This window comes from Variovorax sp. ZS18.2.2 (assembly GCF_024701975.1).
Classification (GTDB): Bacteria; Pseudomonadota; Gammaproteobacteria; order Burkholderiales; family Burkholderiaceae_C; genus Variovorax.
In genome coordinates, this window is sequence record NZ_JANLNM010000002.1 from 174,783 (window position 1) to 188,803 (window position 14,021).

Sequence of the window (14,021 nt, forward strand, 5' to 3'; positions counted from 1 at the left end):
CGCAAAGCACAGCCATAGCTCGGGCTATGGCGAGCATTTGCAACGCAGAGTGGGGGCATTTGCGGGGGATGAGCGGTCATGTCGGATTGCCTCTCAGTCTCTCAGTAGCGCGGGACCGAGGGGTCGTGCGACGACCAGGCGTCGATGCCGCCCGCCACGTTGGCGAGCTGGTCAAAGCCGTTCTGGTTCAGGAAGGCGGCCACGCGCTGGCTGCGCGCGCCGTGGTGGCAGAGACATGCAATACGTTGGCCTTCGCTCAACTCGGCGAGGCGGCCGGGGATCTCGTTCATCGGGATCGCCACCAGCGTGAAGCCCGCAGGCGCGACGCTCGCCGTCTGCAGCTCCCACGGTTCGCGCACGTCGAGCAGCACCGGGGCGGCATCGGCGTCCTGGGCGAACCAGGCGGCAAGGTCGGCGGGGCGGACTTGGTCGATCATTCGTGCGGCCCGTTCAGAACGAGAAGCGCGAGGGCTCGGGGAAGTTCAGCAGGCGCGGCGCCACGGTGTCCCAGGGCTGGACCGTGTCCCACTTGCTTTCGCTCGAGCGGGTGACGAAGTGGGCGCGCATCATCGGCTCTTCGCCCACGATGGCCGCGAGGCGGCCGCCGACCTTCAGCGAACCCAGCAGGTTCTGCGGAATGCGGGCGACCGAGCCGCTCAGCACGATCACGTCGAAGCTCGGGCCGCTGGCCAGGGGCACGGCGCCGTCGGCGTTTCGCACTTCGACGTTGCTCACGCCGTTCTGGCGCAGCGTTTCGGCGGCGCGGGCGGCCAGCACGGGGTTGATTTCGAGCGACAGCACCTGGGCGGCGCGGGCGCCGAGCAGGGCGGCCATGAAGCCCGAACCGGTGCCGATTTCGAGCACGGACTCATGTTTCTGCACTTTCAGGTCGTGCAGCGTGCGGGCCTCGACCTTGGGCGACAGCATGAATTCGCCGGGCACGGCGCCGTCGAGGAGGGGCAGCTCCATGTCGAAGAAGGAGAGCGTGCGGTGGGCTTCCGGCACGTAGTCTTCCCGGTGGATGGTGGCCAGCAGGTCGAGGATGTCCAGGTCCAGCACATCCCAGGGGCGGATCTGCTGTTCGATCATGTTGAAGCGCAAGCGCTCGAGGGTAGGAGTGGGGTTCATGGCGTGGCTTTCCTTGTGGGCTCAGGACAAACCTTCAATTTTAGGTGGCCCGGATGACACCATCGGCCCGCTCGGCCATACAAAAGACTTCTTCATGCCTTGTCTCCGGGGCGCGCGCTGAGCCCGTAGAGCACGGTTTCGGCCTGGGTGGCGAGGAATTTCTCGGGGCTCAGGGCGCTTTCTCCATCGACGCAGACCATGGCCGAGTGCTTCCAGAGCATCAGGAAGACCATGGGCGCGATCACCGAATAGATCGCGTGGTCGATGTCGACCGGCGAAAACTCGCCGTTGTCGATGCCGCGCTGCAGGATGCGCCGCAGCAGGGCGTGGCCGGGGCGCACCACCTGCTGCTGGTAGAACTCCGCCAGTTCGGGAAAGTTGGCGCCTTCGCTCATCATGAGCTTGGTCAGGCCCGAGGCCTTGGTCAGCCCCACGCGCTCCCACCACACGTTCATGCAGTAGCGCAGCATCTCGGCGGTGGTGCCCTCGAAGGCCTCGAATTCGGCGTTCCATTCGGTGAAACGGCCGCCGAGGTTTTCCATCACCACGGCCTTGAAGAGCTCTTCCTTGCTCGGAAAGTAAAGAAAGAGGGTGCCCTTGGAGACCCCGGCGCGCGCCGCCACTTCCTCTGAGCGGGTGGCGGCAAAGCCTTTTTCGACAAACAGGTCGAGCGCGGCGGCCAGCAGTTCGCCGGGGCGCGCTTCCTTCCGGCGCTCGCGCTTGGAGCGCACCGGGCAGAACTTGTCGACAAGGGAACGGGGGGTGGACATGTGGGTTAATGACTCGCGGGTTAGTAATGTAGTGACCGGCATCCGTCACGTCAAGCCGCGACAATATCGGGTTCGCCGATTCCCAACCTGCCGGAGCAGTGCCCATGTCTTCCTCACCGTCGCCCACCGAAACCATCGTGATTGGCGGGGGCTGCTTCTGGTGCACCGAGGCGGTCTTCGACCGTGTGCAGGGCGTGGTGGACGTGGAGTCGGGTTATTGCAACGGCCAGGTGGTCAATCCGACCTACGAGCAGGTCTGCACCGGCCGCACCGGCCATGCCGAGGTCGTGAAGCTCGCATTCGACCCCGCCCAGATCAGCCTGCGCGAGATCCTCGAGATCTTCTTCGTCGTGCATGACCCGACAACGCTCAACCGGCAGGGCAACGACGTCGGCACGCAGTACCGCAGCGGCATCTACTACACGAGCGACGCGCAAAAGCAGGTGGCCCAAGACGTCATCCGCGAAATCGAGGCCAGCAAGACCTACAGCGCGCCGGTCGTGACCGAGGTGGCGCCGCTCGCCAACTACTCGACGGCCGAGGCCTACCACCAGGACTACTTCCTGAACAACCCGAACCAGGGCTACTGCGCGTTCGTCGTCGGCCCCAAGGTCGAGAAGTTCCAGAAGACCTTCGCCTCCCGCGTCAAAGCCTGATCCCCTCCGTTTCCGTGCAGCTCGCCACCCGCCAATCCCCGCATTTTTCGACCCGCGCGATCCTCGTCGTGCTGGCGATCGCGCTGTGGTTCGCGGGCACGCTGGGCGTGATGCATCGCTCGCTGCACGTGCCCGGCCTGCCGGCTGCGGCGGCCACGGTCCAGGCGAGCAAGGGCGCCCACGTCCACGCGGGCCACGGCGTGGTCAGCCTTTTCGGCGATCACACCGACGCCGAGTGCCGGCTGTACGACCAGCTCTCGCACGGATCGAGCGTCCCCGGCGTGCCGCTGGTGGTGCTGCCGATGCTGCTGCCGTCGGCCACTTTTGCCTATCTCCAGGGCGAGGCCATCGCCCGCTGGGTTGCGCTGTTCGACGCGCGCGGCCCGCCTTCCACTCGCTGAATCCCCCGCGTTCCGGTCGCTGTGCCTGCCTTGTGCGGGTGACGGCGTGCCGTCCATAGATTCAACGAGTGTTCACCATGACCCCCAATTTTCGTCGCAACGCCATCGGCGTCGCCGTTCTTTCGCTCGCCTTCGCCGCTGCGTCCCACGCCCAGGAAGCCGTCCAGGCCCAAGCTCAATCCGCCGATACCGCCAGCCTGCCCGCGATCACCGTCACCGGCAATCCGCTCGGCGCCAGCGACCTGATCGCGCCGACCGTCACGCTCTCGGGCGAAAAACTCCTGCTGCGTTCCGACTCGACGCTCGGCGAAACGCTCAACAACCTGCCCGGCGTGAGCAGCAGCTACTTCGGCCCCAACGCGAGCCGCCCGATCATCCGCGGGCAGGACGGCGACCGCATCCGCATCCTGCAGAACGGCGGCGGCGCCCCCGACGCCTCGGCGCTGAGCTACGACCACGCGGTGCCGGTCGACGCACTGGTCACCGACCGCATCGAAGTGCTGCGCGGCCCCTCGGCGCTGCAGTACGGCGGCAGCGCCGTGGGCGGTGTGGTCAACGTGATCGACAACCGCATCCCGACCGAGCCCATCAACGGCTTCGGCGGCCGCGCCGACCTGGGCTTTTCCACCGGCAACAAGGAAAAGAACGGCGGCGTGGTTCTCGAAGGCGGTAACGACCGCTTCGCGCTGCACGTGGACGCCTTCAACCGCGACTCGAAGGACGTTTCGGTGCCCATCGACCTGAACTGCGAGAAGCCCGGCTCGCCATCGCGCGCCCGCAAGATCTGCAACTCCGCCAACGAGGCGAACGGCGGCGCGGTCGGCGGCACGCTGTTCTTCGACCAGGGCTGGATCGGCGCTTCCGCCAGCACCTACCGCAGCAACTACGGCACCGTGGCCGAGGACGACGTGACCATCCGCATGAAGTCCGACCGCTACGCGCTCGAAGGCGAATGGCGCCCGGGCGGCATCATCAGCAGCATCCACGCGAAGGTGAGCCACACCAACTACCGCCACACCGAGTTCGAAGGTCCCGAGGCCGGCACCACCTTCTCGAACATGAGCAACGACCTGCGCATCGAGGCACGTCACCAGAAGATCGGCAACTTCGAGGGCCTGGTCGGCTTCAGCAGCGAGACCAACCGCTTCGCCGCCGACGGCGAGGAGGCCTTTGCGCCGCACAGCCGCACGCGCTCCAACGCTCTTTTCCTCTATGAAGAGTACGGTGCCTCGTGGGGCAAGCTGAGCTTCGGCGCGCGCACCGAGAAGGTCCGCATCCGCTCGCTGGGCTATCCGGACGATCCGTCGATCACCCGCTTTGCCATCGGCGAGCGCACCTTCAATCCGCACAGCGCCGCGTTCGGCGCGCTGGTCAACCTCACGCCGCAATGGCAGCTGACCTCCAACCTCGCCTACACCGAGCGCGCACCGAAGGACTACGAACTGCTTGCCAACGGCCCGCACGTGGCCACGGCCGCGTGGGAGGTGGGCGACCCCAACCTGCAGAAGGAAAAGTCGACCGGCCTGGACCTCGGTGCGCAATGGAAGTCGGGCCCCAACACGGCCCGCGTGAACGCCTACGTCACGCGCTTCAGCAACTACATCGGCCTCACTGCCTCGGGCCGCACGCTCGACGAAGAAGGCCAGGTGGTGACCGACCCGGCCGCGACCGACACGCTGGCCGAATACGTCTACAGCGGCGTGCGCGCGCGCTTCACCGGCATTGAGGCCAATGGCAATCTGCGCCTGCTGGGCAACGACGGCTTTGCGCCGATGCCCGACGCCTCGACGCTCGACCTCGAATGGCGCGGCGACGTGGTGCGCGCGAAGAACCTGGACACCGGCGAGCCGCTGCCGCGCATCGCGCCGTTCCGCACGGGCGCGACGCTGGTCTACGGCAACGGTCCGTGGAGCGCGCGCCTGGGCTTCGACTACAACGCGGCGCAGCGCCATGTGCCCAGCGTCGGGGCGCGCGAGACCGATGCGTACACGCTGTGGAACGCCGCGATCTCCTACCGCATGAAGGTGGAGCGCGCCAACCTCACCTGGTATGCGCGCGTCGACAACATCACCAACAAGCTGGCCTACAGCCCGACGTCGATCCTGACGACGACGGTGTATCCGAACGCGCCATTGCCGGGGCGTTCGCTGAAGGTCGGGTTGCGCGTGACGTTCTGATGCTGCATGGCTCCCTCCCCCTTTGGGGGAGGGCAGGGGTGGGGGCAAGCGGCCTGTGACGAGGCCATGGCTTCTGCAGGCGCCGCTTGCCCCCATCCCAGCCTTCCCCCAGAGGGGGAAGGAGCAAGGCAGCTTATCCTCGATGGGTGAACTCCTTCGTCATCTCTTCGCTGCTCCCCGTCGTCATCCTGATCGCCGCGGGCTACCTGGCCGGCAGGCGCCGATGGATCGGCGGCAATGCGGTGAAGGACCTGTCGAACCTCATCTTCCTGCTGCTCGCGCCCGCGTTGCTGTTCCGCGCCATGAGCACGGTGCATGTGCAGGAACTCAGCCTCAAGCCGGTTGCCGCGTACTTCATCGCCTCCGGGCTGCTGTTCGCAGGCACGCTCGCATTGCGCGGGTTCAACCGCACGGCCGCGGTGATCGCGCTGGCCAACACCTACAGCAACACGGTGATGATCGGCATCGCGCTCGTCGGCCTCGCCTATGGCGAAGCGGGCATGGTGGTGCTGCTGACGCTCATCTCGCTGCACTCGCTGGTGCTCATGACCAGCGCCACGCTCGTGCTCGAACTGGCCGTGGCGCGCGAGCATGCGGTGGTCAGCGGCGAAGAGAAACGCTCGATGGCGCGCACCGTGCTGCGGGCTCTCCGCAACGCTATCATTCACCCCGTGCCGCTGCCGATCATCGCGGGCCTGCTGTTCGCGCAGACTGGCCTCGTGATGCCCGAGGTGATCGACAAGCCGATCCAACTGCTCGGCCAGGCCTTCGGCCCGGTGGCGCTCGTCATGGTGGGCATCACGCTCGCGCTCACGCCCATCGGGCGGCACTGGCGCGGCGCGCTGGTGCAGGCGCTGGTGAAGAACCTGCTGCATCCGCTGCTGGTGGCCGGCATCGGCTGGCTGCTCGGCGTGCGCGGCATCCCGCTCACCGTGATGGTGGTGGCGGCGGCGTTGCCCATCGGCGCCAATGTGTTCCTGTTCTCGCAGCGCTACCGCACGGCCGAAGACCTCGTCACGGCCAGCGTGGCCGTGTCGACGGTGCTGGCGCTGGGCACCCTGACGCTCGTGATGGTCTGGGTGCAGTGGCTGCCCTGAGAGGCTGAGTCCTTCGGTTCTCCCTTCGCAGTCGGCTCGCGGCCTTTCGCTTTATCGGCCACCCGCGACTCCCTATGCCGTTTGGCAGGGGTGGCCGTTTGGTGGAATGGCGCGCGGCGCCTGCCGCCCTACATTTGCCGGCTGATGATTTACCCGGCGTGCTCTTCGCCCCTTGTTGCTATGGCGGTGGTCGCGACGGTGATCGCGCTCTTCGGCGCACCCGCGCAGGCGGCGGCCGATGGCAAGCCGTGCAGGACGCCGTGCCTCTCGGTCAACGTGCCGCGCGAGGCGCCAGAAAAAGAAAAGCCAGTGGAGGCCGAGTCCAGGTCCGCTCCGGCGCCCGCTCCCGCGGTGCGCCCGGCAACCAAACCCAGGCCCCAGGCCACGGCGTCGGCCGCGCCTGCAACGCAGCCGCATGAAATGCCGAGAGAGCCCGTTGCAAAAAGGCCCGCGCCCTCCAGGCGCTGCACCGACATCAACATGCGCGCCGCCGTCGGCGAGCCGTTGTCGGACGAAGACATGAAGACATTGAGGAGTCAGTGCTGATGATGAACGACACCACACAACCGGTCCGTCAACGGATCCGCACCACACTGCGCGTGCTGACCCTGTGCGCCGCGGCGCTCGCCGCCGCCTGCGCGAACCGCCCCGTGCCGGGCAATGCCATGCCCTTCGACCAGGCCGTCAACCAGGCGGTGGACGACCTGATGGTGCAGACGCAGAAGCTGCCCGCCTTTCTCGCGAAGGTGGAGTCGCTCACGCAGCGCCGCATCGTGATCGACCCGTTGCTCGAAGGCGCGAGCGGCCAGCAGACCGAGGTGACGCGCGTGGCCGAGCAGCGCATCGTCCAGCGCATGCAGGCGCAGTTCAAGCAGTTCACCGTGTCCCCGTTCAACACCACAGAAATCGGCAACGCGCAGTACGTGCTCAACGGCACGCTGATACGCGACAAGGACGCCACCGCTGGCGGGCGCTACCGCCTGAACCTCGCGCTCACCGAGATCAAGAGCGGCGTGGTGATCGCGCAGTCGGTCGCGCGCATCAGCGATGCGACGCTCGACACGCGGCCCACGGCGTTCTTCCGCGACAGCCCGGTGAACGGCAAGGACCGCGGCGTGGAGGGCTACATCCGCACCGCCGAAACCCAGCCGGGGCAGGCCGCCGATGCGCTGTACCTCGAGCGCCTGCCGACCTCGACCGTGCTGCAGGAAGCCACCGCGGCCTACGAAGCCGGCCGCATGAGCGAGGCGCTGGGCCGCTACGAGGCGGCGGCGAAGCGGCCCGACGGGCAGCAGCTGCGCATCTACAGCGGGATGTACCTCACGCAGTCGCAACTGGGCCGCACAGCCGATGCGGAAAAGACCTTCGGCACGATCGCGCGCCTGGGCCTGGAAACCAACAACCTGAGCGTCAAGTTCCTGTTCAAGCCGGGCTCGACCGATTTCCTCGGCGATCCGAAGATCAGCGCGGCCTATCCGATGTGGCTGCGGCAGATCGCGCGCCAGGCGGCGCAGATCGATTCGTGCGTGGTGGTGACGGGGCACACGAGCCGCACGGGCTCGGAGTCGGTGAACGAGCGGCTGTCGCTGCAGCGCGCGGTGAGCGTCAAGTCGCGGCTGGTGACCGAGGCGCCGCCGCTTGCGAAGAAGCTGCGCGAGTCGGGCATGGGCTTTCGGGAGAACATCGTCGGCACTGGGGCCGACGATGCGAGCGACGCGCTTGATCGTCGCGTCGAATTCAAGGTCGTTGGCTGCGAGGCCTGACGGAACTTAAGGAGCCAGGCGCTCGCGCACCCAGTCCGCGCCTTCGAGCCGATAGCGCAGCCGGTCATGCAGCCGGCTCTTGCGGCCCTGCCAGAACTCCCAGCGGTCCGGCACCAACCGGTAGCCGCCCCAGTGCGGCGGGCGCGGCGGCGAGAGCAGGTGCCTGGCTGCGGCCACGGCTGCGTTCTTCACCAGCACGTCGCGTCCGCTGATCACTTCGCTCTGCGGACTGGCCCATGCGCCGATGCGCGAGTCGAGCGGGCGGCTGGCGAAGTAGGCGTCGCTCTCGTCGGCTCCGGCCTTCTCGACGCGGCCCTCGATGCGCACCACGCGCTCGAGCTCGACCCAGTGGAACTGCAGCGACGCATACGGGTTGCCCGAGAGCTCGCGGCCCTTGCGGCTTTCGTAGTTGGTGTACCAGACGAGGCCGCGTGCGTCGTAGCCCTTGATCAGCACGATGCGGCTCGAGGGCCTGAGGTCGCTGCCCACGGTGCACAGCGTCATCGCATTGGGCTCGGGCACCTGGGCGTCGATGGCCTCGGTGAGCCAGCGTTCGAATTGCTTCTGCGGATCGTTCGCGCTTTGGGTCTCGCCGAGTTCGGCGCGCTCGTAGCTCTTGCGCAGCGCGGCGAGCGCTTCGTTGGAGAGAGGGGAAGTCATGCTGGGATTGTTGCGCACATACTCGGCCCATGACGACGAAGGCGAATTCCCCCGTGGTGATCGTGCTGGCCTCCGGCCGGGGCGAGCGCTTCATTGCGGCCGGCGGCACGGGCCAGAAACTGAAGGCCCTGCTCGCGGGCAAGCCGGTGCTGGAACGCACGCTCGATGCCGTGCGTGCGAGCGGCCTGCCGTGGCACCTGGAAGACGCGGGTCATCCGGGCATGGGCGACTCGATTGCCGCCGCAGTGCGTGCCACGCCCGATGCCATCGGCTGGCTGATCCTGCCGGGCGACCTGCCGTTGGTGCAGCCCGAGACGCTGCGGGCGGTGGCCGGCGCGCTCAATGGCCGGGTGAACGCCGTGCAGCCGCAGTTCATGGGGGAGCGCGGCCATCCGGTCGCGTTTGCCGCCGGATGCCGCGCACAACTCGCGGCGCTGGAGGGGAACCTCGGCGCAGCGCCGGTTCTCAGGGCGATGCGCGCTATCGATTCGGTAGCTGACCTCGCGGTGGACGATGCCGGCGTCGTGACCGACATCGACACGCCCGAGGCCCTGGCGCGCGCCGAGGCGCTGTGGCTCGAACGCGCGGGGCGCTGATCGGGCGGATCAGCCCTTCGGAATCACCGCGCAGGCGATGCGCGGGCCGGAGTTGCCAGCCGGTTGCGTCGTGAAGTCGTCGCGGTCGCGGTGAACCACCAGCGCGCGACCGACCACATTGTTGGCGGCGCCGTCGGTCAATGAGATCGAGTGATCGTCCACGCTGAAGCGCGCCACGCCACCGGCGTCGGCCACCAGGCTCGGCAGTTCGCCGGCATGGCTGCCCGGCGCGGCGAACTTGCCGTGCGTGCCGCCGGTCGGGTTGAAGTGGCCGCCCGAGGCGTTGCCGTTGTCGCCGCAGTCGCCCTTTTCATGAATGTGGAAGCCGTGCTCGCTGCCCGGCACGAGGCCGCGCACTTCGCCCGAGACGCGCACGCCGTGGTCCAGGGCGGTGAGCTTCACCGTGCCGCGGGTCGGGTTGGGCGTGATCGCGGCGGTCGGCACCAGCTCGACGGCCGTGCTCGGCTTGCCGCCCATGCTGCCGCAGGCAGCCAGCACGGCGGTGGCGAGGAGGGCGGTGCCGGTGGCGAAGAGACGACGATGGTTCATGGTTTTTCCTTGGACGGTCGGGATGAAGAAGGTTGGGAAGACGAATTGTCGGAAGACCCCGGAACATATACCGGAGCCGGGGGCGTATCGCAATCGGCGGCTGCCGCGGATGCCTCGGATACCTGCTTGGCCTCGGCCAGTGCCACCAGCCGCGCCAGCGCCGCATCGTGGATCGAATGCCGCCGCAGCTCGAGCAGGGTCTGCTGCGCATAGTCGAGCGAACTGCCGTAGCGGCCGACCGCGTGGGCGAAGATGTGGCGGTAGCGCTCGTCGCTCAGATCGCCGGTGAAGTTGGGGCTGCGCCGCGAGAGCGTGAAGGCCAGCGCGTTGACCGGACCCTCGGCCGTGCCGCAGCGAAGCCACTTGGGGTCGTACACGCCGGTGGGCATCTCGCGCAGCCAGAGACGGCGCAGCGTTTCGACCCCCTCGGCCCTGGGCACCCGGAACACCATGCCGCGGCAACTGCCGCCCGAGAGCAGGCCGAACACGAGGCCCGGCGTCTGGATGCTGCCGCGGTTCACGCGGCTCCACATCTTGAGCGCCCGATGCCAGCCGTGCACCCAGGCCGGGCGCCGCTCGATGAAGCCGAACTCCGGCCGCCAGATCAGCGAGCCGTAGCCGAACAGCCAGAGGTCGTCGTGCCCGCCCCAGTCGGCAATCGCGCGCTCGAGCATGGGTTGTGGATCGCGAAGGGGCTTGGGCATGGGGTCGAGGCCGGGCGGTCCCGGATTCGGCGCGGGGTCCGACACGGGCCTGTCAGGAGCGCCGCCTACAATTTCGGAGTCATGGTTCACCGCACCATTATTTACCGACCCCTCAATTACGGAGCACGCCCACCCATGAGCGACGACGACGGCCAGCAGAATTTCATCCTCGGCTTCCTCATGGCGCTGATCGCGCTGGTGATCTTCTTCGTGGTGGGCATCGTGATCTGGCACAAGGGCCACAGTGCCTCCGGCGCTGCCGCTGCAATGCCGGGCAAGCCACCGGCCGTGGTGATCTCGTCGCCCGCACCGGGCGAAGCGCCCAAGCTGGCCGAGGTGACCGAGACGGTCACGGTCACGATCCCCGACGGCGCGAGCATCCGCGTGGTCAACGGCGTGGTGAACTTCTACTTCGCGACCGGCAGCGCCGACCTCGCACCGGGCGCCGCCGAGGCGCTGGCCGCGGTCATCAAGGGCGTGGAGAGCGGCCGCAAGGTGGTGGTCTCGGGGTTCCACGACACCACGGGCGATGCCGCCCTCAACGAATCGCTGGCGAAGAAGCGGGCCGAGATGGTGCGCGACGTGCTCGTGGGCCTGGGCGTGCCGGCCGGCAAGATCGATCTGCACAAGCCCGAGGTGACGGCGGGTTCGGGCAATAACGCCGAGGCGCGCCGCGTCGAAGCCAGGCTGGTGGACTGAGCACTGTCCGCCTGCAAAAAAAGCCCGGTGACGCCGGGCTTTTTCATGTCTGCCGCACGGTGAGCCATGCCTGAGTAAATTCGTATCGTTTGGCGCCCGGATTTCATCGGGCTCGCGCGCCTTGCTTGGTACGATGGGCCTCCAGGCCACCAGTCGCTCCGGCGACACGCAGCAAGAGCCACTACCCCATGAGCAGCACACACCCCACCGTCCGCGACGTCACCGATCGCATCCGCGAGCGCAGCCATGGCACGCGCAGCGCCTACCTCGCGAGGCTGGCCGAAATCCGCGACCGCGACCGAGGCTCCGAGCGCATGGGCTGCGCCAACGTGGCGCACGCCGTGGCCGGCATCCCGGCCAACGACAAGTTCAGGGTGGTGACCGAGCGCGCACCCAACATCGGCATCGTCACCGCCTACAACGACATGCTCTCGGCCCACGCGCCGTACCAAGGCTACCCGGACATCATCAAGCAGGAGGCGCGGCGCCTGGGTGCCACCGCGCAGGTGGCCGGTGGCGTACCGGCCATGTGCGACGGCGTCACGCAGGGCACGCCCGGCATGGAGCTGAGCCTCTTCAGCCGCGACGTCATCGCCATGAGCACCGCCATCGCGCTCACGCACGACATGTTCGATGGCGCGCTGATGCTCGGCGTGTGCGACAAGATCGTGCCGGGCCTGCTGATCGGCGCATTGCACTTCGGCCACCTGCCGACCGTGTTCGTGCCCGCGGGGCCGATGCCTTCGGGCCTCTCGAACAACGCCAAGTCGAAGGTGCGGGAGCAAGCGGCGCAGGGCCTCGTGGGCCGGCAGGGCCTGCTCGATGCGGAAATGGCGGCGTACCACACGGTGGGCACCTGCACCTTCTACGGCACCGCCAACAGCAACCAGATGCTGCTCGAAGCCATGGGCCTGCACGTGCCCGGCACGGCCTTCATCCAGCCCGGCGATGCGATGCGCGAGACGCTCACGCGCGAGGCGGTGCGCACGGTGCTGGGCAAGGCGGGCGATGCGACGTTCAGCTGTCCGCCCATCGGCGAGATGGTCGACGAGCGCTGCATCGTCAACGCCATGGCCGCACTGCTGGCCACCGGGGGCTCGACGAACCACCTGATCCACTGGGTGGCCGTGGCCCGCGCCGCGGGCATCGTGATCGACTGGGACGACTTCTCGAAGCTCTCCGACATCATTCCGCTGCTGACCCGCGTGTACCCCAACGGCAGTGCCGACGTGAACGAGTTCCAGGCTGCAGGCGGCCCCGGTTTCGTGATCGGCGAGCTGGTCGATGCGGGCCTGATGCACGGCGACGTGCTCACCGTGCGTGCCGGCGGCATCCGCGAATTCGCCAACATCCCGACCCTGGTCGAAGGCGGTGAGCAGCGCCTGAACTGGACGCCCGCCGCCCCGTCGAAGAACGACGCGGTCGCACGCACGGTGGCCGAGCCGTTCAGCGCCACCGGCGGCTTGAAGCTGCTCAGCGGCAACCTCGGCCGCAGCGTGATCAAGGTCTCCTCCGTGCCCGACGACCGCCATGTGATCGAAGCGCCCGCGCGCGTGTTCGATTCGCAGGCCGCGTTGCAGAAGGCCTTCACCGCCGGCGAGCTGGAGCGCGATGTGGTCTGCGTGGTGCGCTGGCAGGGCCCGCAGGCCAACGGCATGCCTGAGCTGCACAAGCTCACGCCGCCGCTGTCGGTGCTGCAGGGCAAGGGCTTTCGCGTCGCGCTGGTCACCGACGGGCGCATGAGCGGCGCGTCGGGCAAGATCCCGGCGGCCATCCACGTGTCGCCCGAAGCGGCCGCGGGCGGACCGCTCGCCAAGGTGCGCGACGGCGACGTGATCCGTCTCGATGCCGTAGCGGGTACGCTCGCCGTGCTGCTGCCCGAAGACGAATGGGCCGCGCGCGAGACCGCGACGCTGCCCGACGCGCAGCGCATCTCCGACGGACACGGCCTCGGCCGCGAACTGTTCGCCGGCATGCGCCGCAATGCACTCACCGCTGAAGAAGGAGCCTGCTCATGGCTGTAAATGAGCTCGCCCCCAGGCTGCGCGCACTTCGTGTCGCTTCGCCAACCCCCTACCGGGGGCAACACCTGCGGCCCGGCAGAGCCGGTTCCGCGGTGTTTCTTGAATTGGGCTCTGCGGGTTTTCACGCCGCGGGCCGCGCATAACGTACTGGAGCAATGAAATGGCAGAAAAACTCACCGCGCTCGACGTGATGCGCGACGCACCGGTCATCCCGGTCATCGTGCTCAACGACGTGAAAGACGCCATTCCGCTGGCGCGCGCGCTGGTGGCCGGCGGCATCCGCATGCTCGAGGTCACGCTGCGCACGCCGCAGGCGCTGCAATGCATCGAGGCCATTGCCAGGGAAGTGCCCGAGGCCGTGGCCGGCGCAGGCACCATCCGCAGCGCGGCGGATGCGCAAGCCTCGGCGCTGGCTGGCGCGAAGTTCGGCGTGAGCCCGGGCTACACGCGTTCGGTCGGCAAGGCCTGTCACGACCTCGGCCTGCCGCTGTTGCCCGGCGTGGCGACCGGCAGCGAAATCATGACGGCGCAGGAAGACGGCTACACGCAGCTCAAGTTCTTCCCCGCGCTGCAGGCCGGTGGCTTGCCGATGCTCAAGGCCTGGCAAGGGCCGTTCGGCGACGTCACCTTCTGCCCCACGGGTGGCATTCATGCGGGCAATGCGGCCGAGTTCCTCGCGCTCTCGAACGTGGCCTGCGTGGGCGGCTCGTGGATCGTGCCGACCGGTGCGATCCGCGACGGCGATTGGGCACGCATCGAACAGCTGGCACGCGCCGCAAGCCAGCTGTCCCGCTGAC

The 14,021-nt window shown here is 68.0% G+C and carries 16 protein-coding genes; 9 read left to right on the plus strand and 7 right to left on the minus strand.

The features are described from left to right. Window positions 1-101 precede the first annotated feature (101 nt). From NU688_RS11210 to NU688_RS11220, 3 genes are all read right to left on the minus strand, one after another. Entirely contained in the window at window positions 102-437 is a 336-nt protein-coding gene (locus tag NU688_RS11210) for a rhodanese-like domain-containing protein (RefSeq protein WP_257860682.1), read from the minus strand. Between the two features lie 13 nt (window positions 438-450). Then, window positions 451-1,128, minus strand: a complete 678-nt coding sequence (locus NU688_RS11215; protein WP_257860683.1) for a protein-L-isoaspartate O-methyltransferase — start codon at window positions 1,126-1,128, stop codon at window positions 451-453. 92 nt (window positions 1,129-1,220) lie between these two features. After that, window positions 1,221-1,898, minus strand: coding sequence for a TetR/AcrR family transcriptional regulator (locus NU688_RS11220; RefSeq protein WP_257860684.1), 678 nt, complete (start codon window positions 1,896-1,898; stop codon window positions 1,221-1,223). Between the two features lie 104 nt (window positions 1,899-2,002). Between NU688_RS11220 and msrA the strand changes: the two genes are divergently transcribed. From msrA to NU688_RS11240, 4 genes are all read left to right on the plus strand, one after another. Then, complete coding sequence (gene msrA / locus NU688_RS11225; protein WP_257860685.1) at window positions 2,003-2,554, plus strand: peptide-methionine (S)-S-oxide reductase MsrA; 552 nt, start codon at window positions 2,003-2,005, stop codon at window positions 2,552-2,554. A 68-nt stretch (window positions 2,555-2,622) separates the two neighbouring features. After that, a complete protein-coding gene (locus NU688_RS11230) occupies window positions 2,623-2,955 on the plus strand; it encodes a hypothetical protein (RefSeq protein WP_257860686.1) in 333 nt (110 codons plus the stop codon). A gap of 77 nt (window positions 2,956-3,032) precedes the next feature. Further along, on the plus strand, window positions 3,033-5,132 hold the full coding sequence (locus NU688_RS11235; RefSeq protein WP_257860687.1) for a TonB-dependent receptor: 2,100 nt from the start codon (window positions 3,033-3,035) through the stop codon (window positions 5,130-5,132). A gap of 146 nt (window positions 5,133-5,278) precedes the next feature. Beyond that, window positions 5,279-6,229 (plus strand): AEC family transporter, encoded by a 951-nt coding sequence (locus tag NU688_RS11240; RefSeq protein ID WP_206174618.1) that lies wholly within the window; start codon window positions 5,279-5,281, stop codon window positions 6,227-6,229. A gap of 149 nt (window positions 6,230-6,378) precedes the next feature. Here the strand turns inward: NU688_RS11240 and NU688_RS11245 are convergent, their stop codons facing one another. Further along, window positions 6,379-6,750 (minus strand): hypothetical protein, encoded by a 372-nt coding sequence (locus NU688_RS11245; protein ID WP_257860688.1) that lies wholly within the window; start codon window positions 6,748-6,750, stop codon window positions 6,379-6,381. Between the two features lie 27 nt (window positions 6,751-6,777). Between NU688_RS11245 and NU688_RS11250 the strand changes: the two genes are divergently transcribed. After that, on the plus strand, window positions 6,778-7,992 hold the full coding sequence (locus NU688_RS11250) for an OmpA family protein (RefSeq protein WP_374684645.1): 1,215 nt from the start codon (window positions 6,778-6,780) through the stop codon (window positions 7,990-7,992). Window positions 7,993-7,998: 6 nt separating this feature from the next. Here NU688_RS11250 and pdxH read toward each other — a convergent pair whose 3' ends face one another. Continuing rightward, complete coding sequence (pdxH, locus tag NU688_RS11255) at window positions 7,999-8,652, minus strand: pyridoxamine 5'-phosphate oxidase (RefSeq protein ID WP_257860691.1); 654 nt, start codon at window positions 8,650-8,652, stop codon at window positions 7,999-8,001. 29 nt (window positions 8,653-8,681) lie between these two features. On the opposite strand from pdxH, the gene NU688_RS11260 reads away from it, so the two are divergent. Next, on the plus strand, window positions 8,682-9,248 hold the full coding sequence (locus NU688_RS11260; RefSeq protein WP_257860692.1) for an NTP transferase domain-containing protein: 567 nt from the start codon (window positions 8,682-8,684) through the stop codon (window positions 9,246-9,248). Window positions 9,249-9,257: 9 nt separating this feature from the next. Here NU688_RS11260 and NU688_RS11265 read toward each other — a convergent pair whose 3' ends face one another. Together NU688_RS11265 and NU688_RS11270 are read right to left on the minus strand one after the other, a co-directional pair. Further along, window positions 9,258-9,797 carry a superoxide dismutase family protein gene (locus tag NU688_RS11265; protein WP_013542668.1) on the minus strand — a complete coding sequence of 180 codons (540 nt, stop codon included), beginning with the start codon at window positions 9,795-9,797 and terminating at the stop codon, window positions 9,258-9,260. Then, window positions 9,794-10,501 carry a gamma-glutamylcyclotransferase gene (locus tag NU688_RS11270; protein WP_257860693.1) on the minus strand — a complete coding sequence of 236 codons (708 nt, stop codon included), beginning with the start codon at window positions 10,499-10,501 and terminating at the stop codon, window positions 9,794-9,796. Before NU688_RS11270 ends, NU688_RS11265 begins: the two co-directional genes overlap by 4 nt. 135 nt (window positions 10,502-10,636) lie before the next feature. Between NU688_RS11270 and NU688_RS11275 the strand changes: the two genes are divergently transcribed. The 3 genes from NU688_RS11275 to eda all read left to right on the plus strand — a co-directional run bounded on the left by NU688_RS11275 (window position 10,637) and on the right by eda (window position 14,020). Then, complete coding sequence (locus tag NU688_RS11275) at window positions 10,637-11,200, plus strand: OmpA family protein (RefSeq protein ID WP_257860694.1); 564 nt, start codon at window positions 10,637-10,639, stop codon at window positions 11,198-11,200. A 188-nt stretch (window positions 11,201-11,388) separates the two neighbouring features. Then, entirely contained in the window at window positions 11,389-13,224 is a 1,836-nt protein-coding gene (gene edd / locus NU688_RS11280) for a phosphogluconate dehydratase (protein ID WP_257860695.1), read from the plus strand. A 160-nt stretch (window positions 13,225-13,384) separates the two neighbouring features. After that, a complete protein-coding gene (gene eda / locus NU688_RS11285) occupies window positions 13,385-14,020 on the plus strand; it encodes a bifunctional 4-hydroxy-2-oxoglutarate aldolase/2-dehydro-3-deoxy-phosphogluconate aldolase (protein WP_257860696.1) in 636 nt (211 codons plus the stop codon). Window position 14,021: the final 1 nt, after the last annotated feature.

Excerpts from the sequence above, each read along its gene's own strand:
- NU688_RS11210 (WP_257860682.1), bottom strand. The coding sequence starts at position 437 with ATGATCGACCAAGTCCGCCCCGCCGACCTTGCCGCCTGGTTCGCCCAG.
- NU688_RS11215 (WP_257860683.1), bottom strand. The coding sequence starts at position 1,128 with ATGAACCCCACTCCTACCCTCGAGCGCTTGCGCTTCAACATGATCGAA.
- NU688_RS11220 (WP_257860684.1), bottom strand. The coding sequence starts at position 1,898 with ATGTCCACCCCCCGTTCCCTTGTCGACAAGTTCTGCCCGGTGCGCTCC.
- msrA (WP_257860685.1), top strand. The coding sequence starts at position 2,003 with ATGTCTTCCTCACCGTCGCCCACCGAAACCATCGTGATTGGCGGGGGC.
- NU688_RS11235 (WP_257860687.1), top strand. The coding sequence starts at position 3,033 with ATGACCCCCAATTTTCGTCGCAACGCCATCGGCGTCGCCGTTCTTTCG.
- NU688_RS11245 (WP_257860688.1), bottom strand. The coding sequence starts at position 6,750 with ATGTCTTCGTCCGACAACGGCTCGCCGACGGCGGCGCGCATGTTGATG.
- NU688_RS11250 (WP_374684645.1), top strand. The coding sequence starts at position 6,778 with ATGAACGACACCACACAACCGGTCCGTCAACGGATCCGCACCACACTG.
- pdxH (WP_257860691.1), bottom strand. The coding sequence starts at position 8,652 with ATGACTTCCCCTCTCTCCAACGAAGCGCTCGCCGCGCTGCGCAAGAGC.
- NU688_RS11260 (WP_257860692.1), top strand. The coding sequence starts at position 8,682 with ATGACGACGAAGGCGAATTCCCCCGTGGTGATCGTGCTGGCCTCCGGC.
- NU688_RS11265 (WP_013542668.1), bottom strand. The coding sequence starts at position 9,797 with ATGAACCATCGTCGTCTCTTCGCCACCGGCACCGCCCTCCTCGCCACC.
- NU688_RS11270 (WP_257860693.1), bottom strand. The coding sequence starts at position 10,501 with ATGCCCAAGCCCCTTCGCGATCCACAACCCATGCTCGAGCGCGCGATT.
- NU688_RS11275 (WP_257860694.1), top strand. The coding sequence starts at position 10,637 with ATGAGCGACGACGACGGCCAGCAGAATTTCATCCTCGGCTTCCTCATG.
- edd (WP_257860695.1), top strand. The coding sequence starts at position 11,389 with ATGAGCAGCACACACCCCACCGTCCGCGACGTCACCGATCGCATCCGC.
- eda (WP_257860696.1), top strand. The coding sequence starts at position 13,385 with ATGGCAGAAAAACTCACCGCGCTCGACGTGATGCGCGACGCACCGGTC.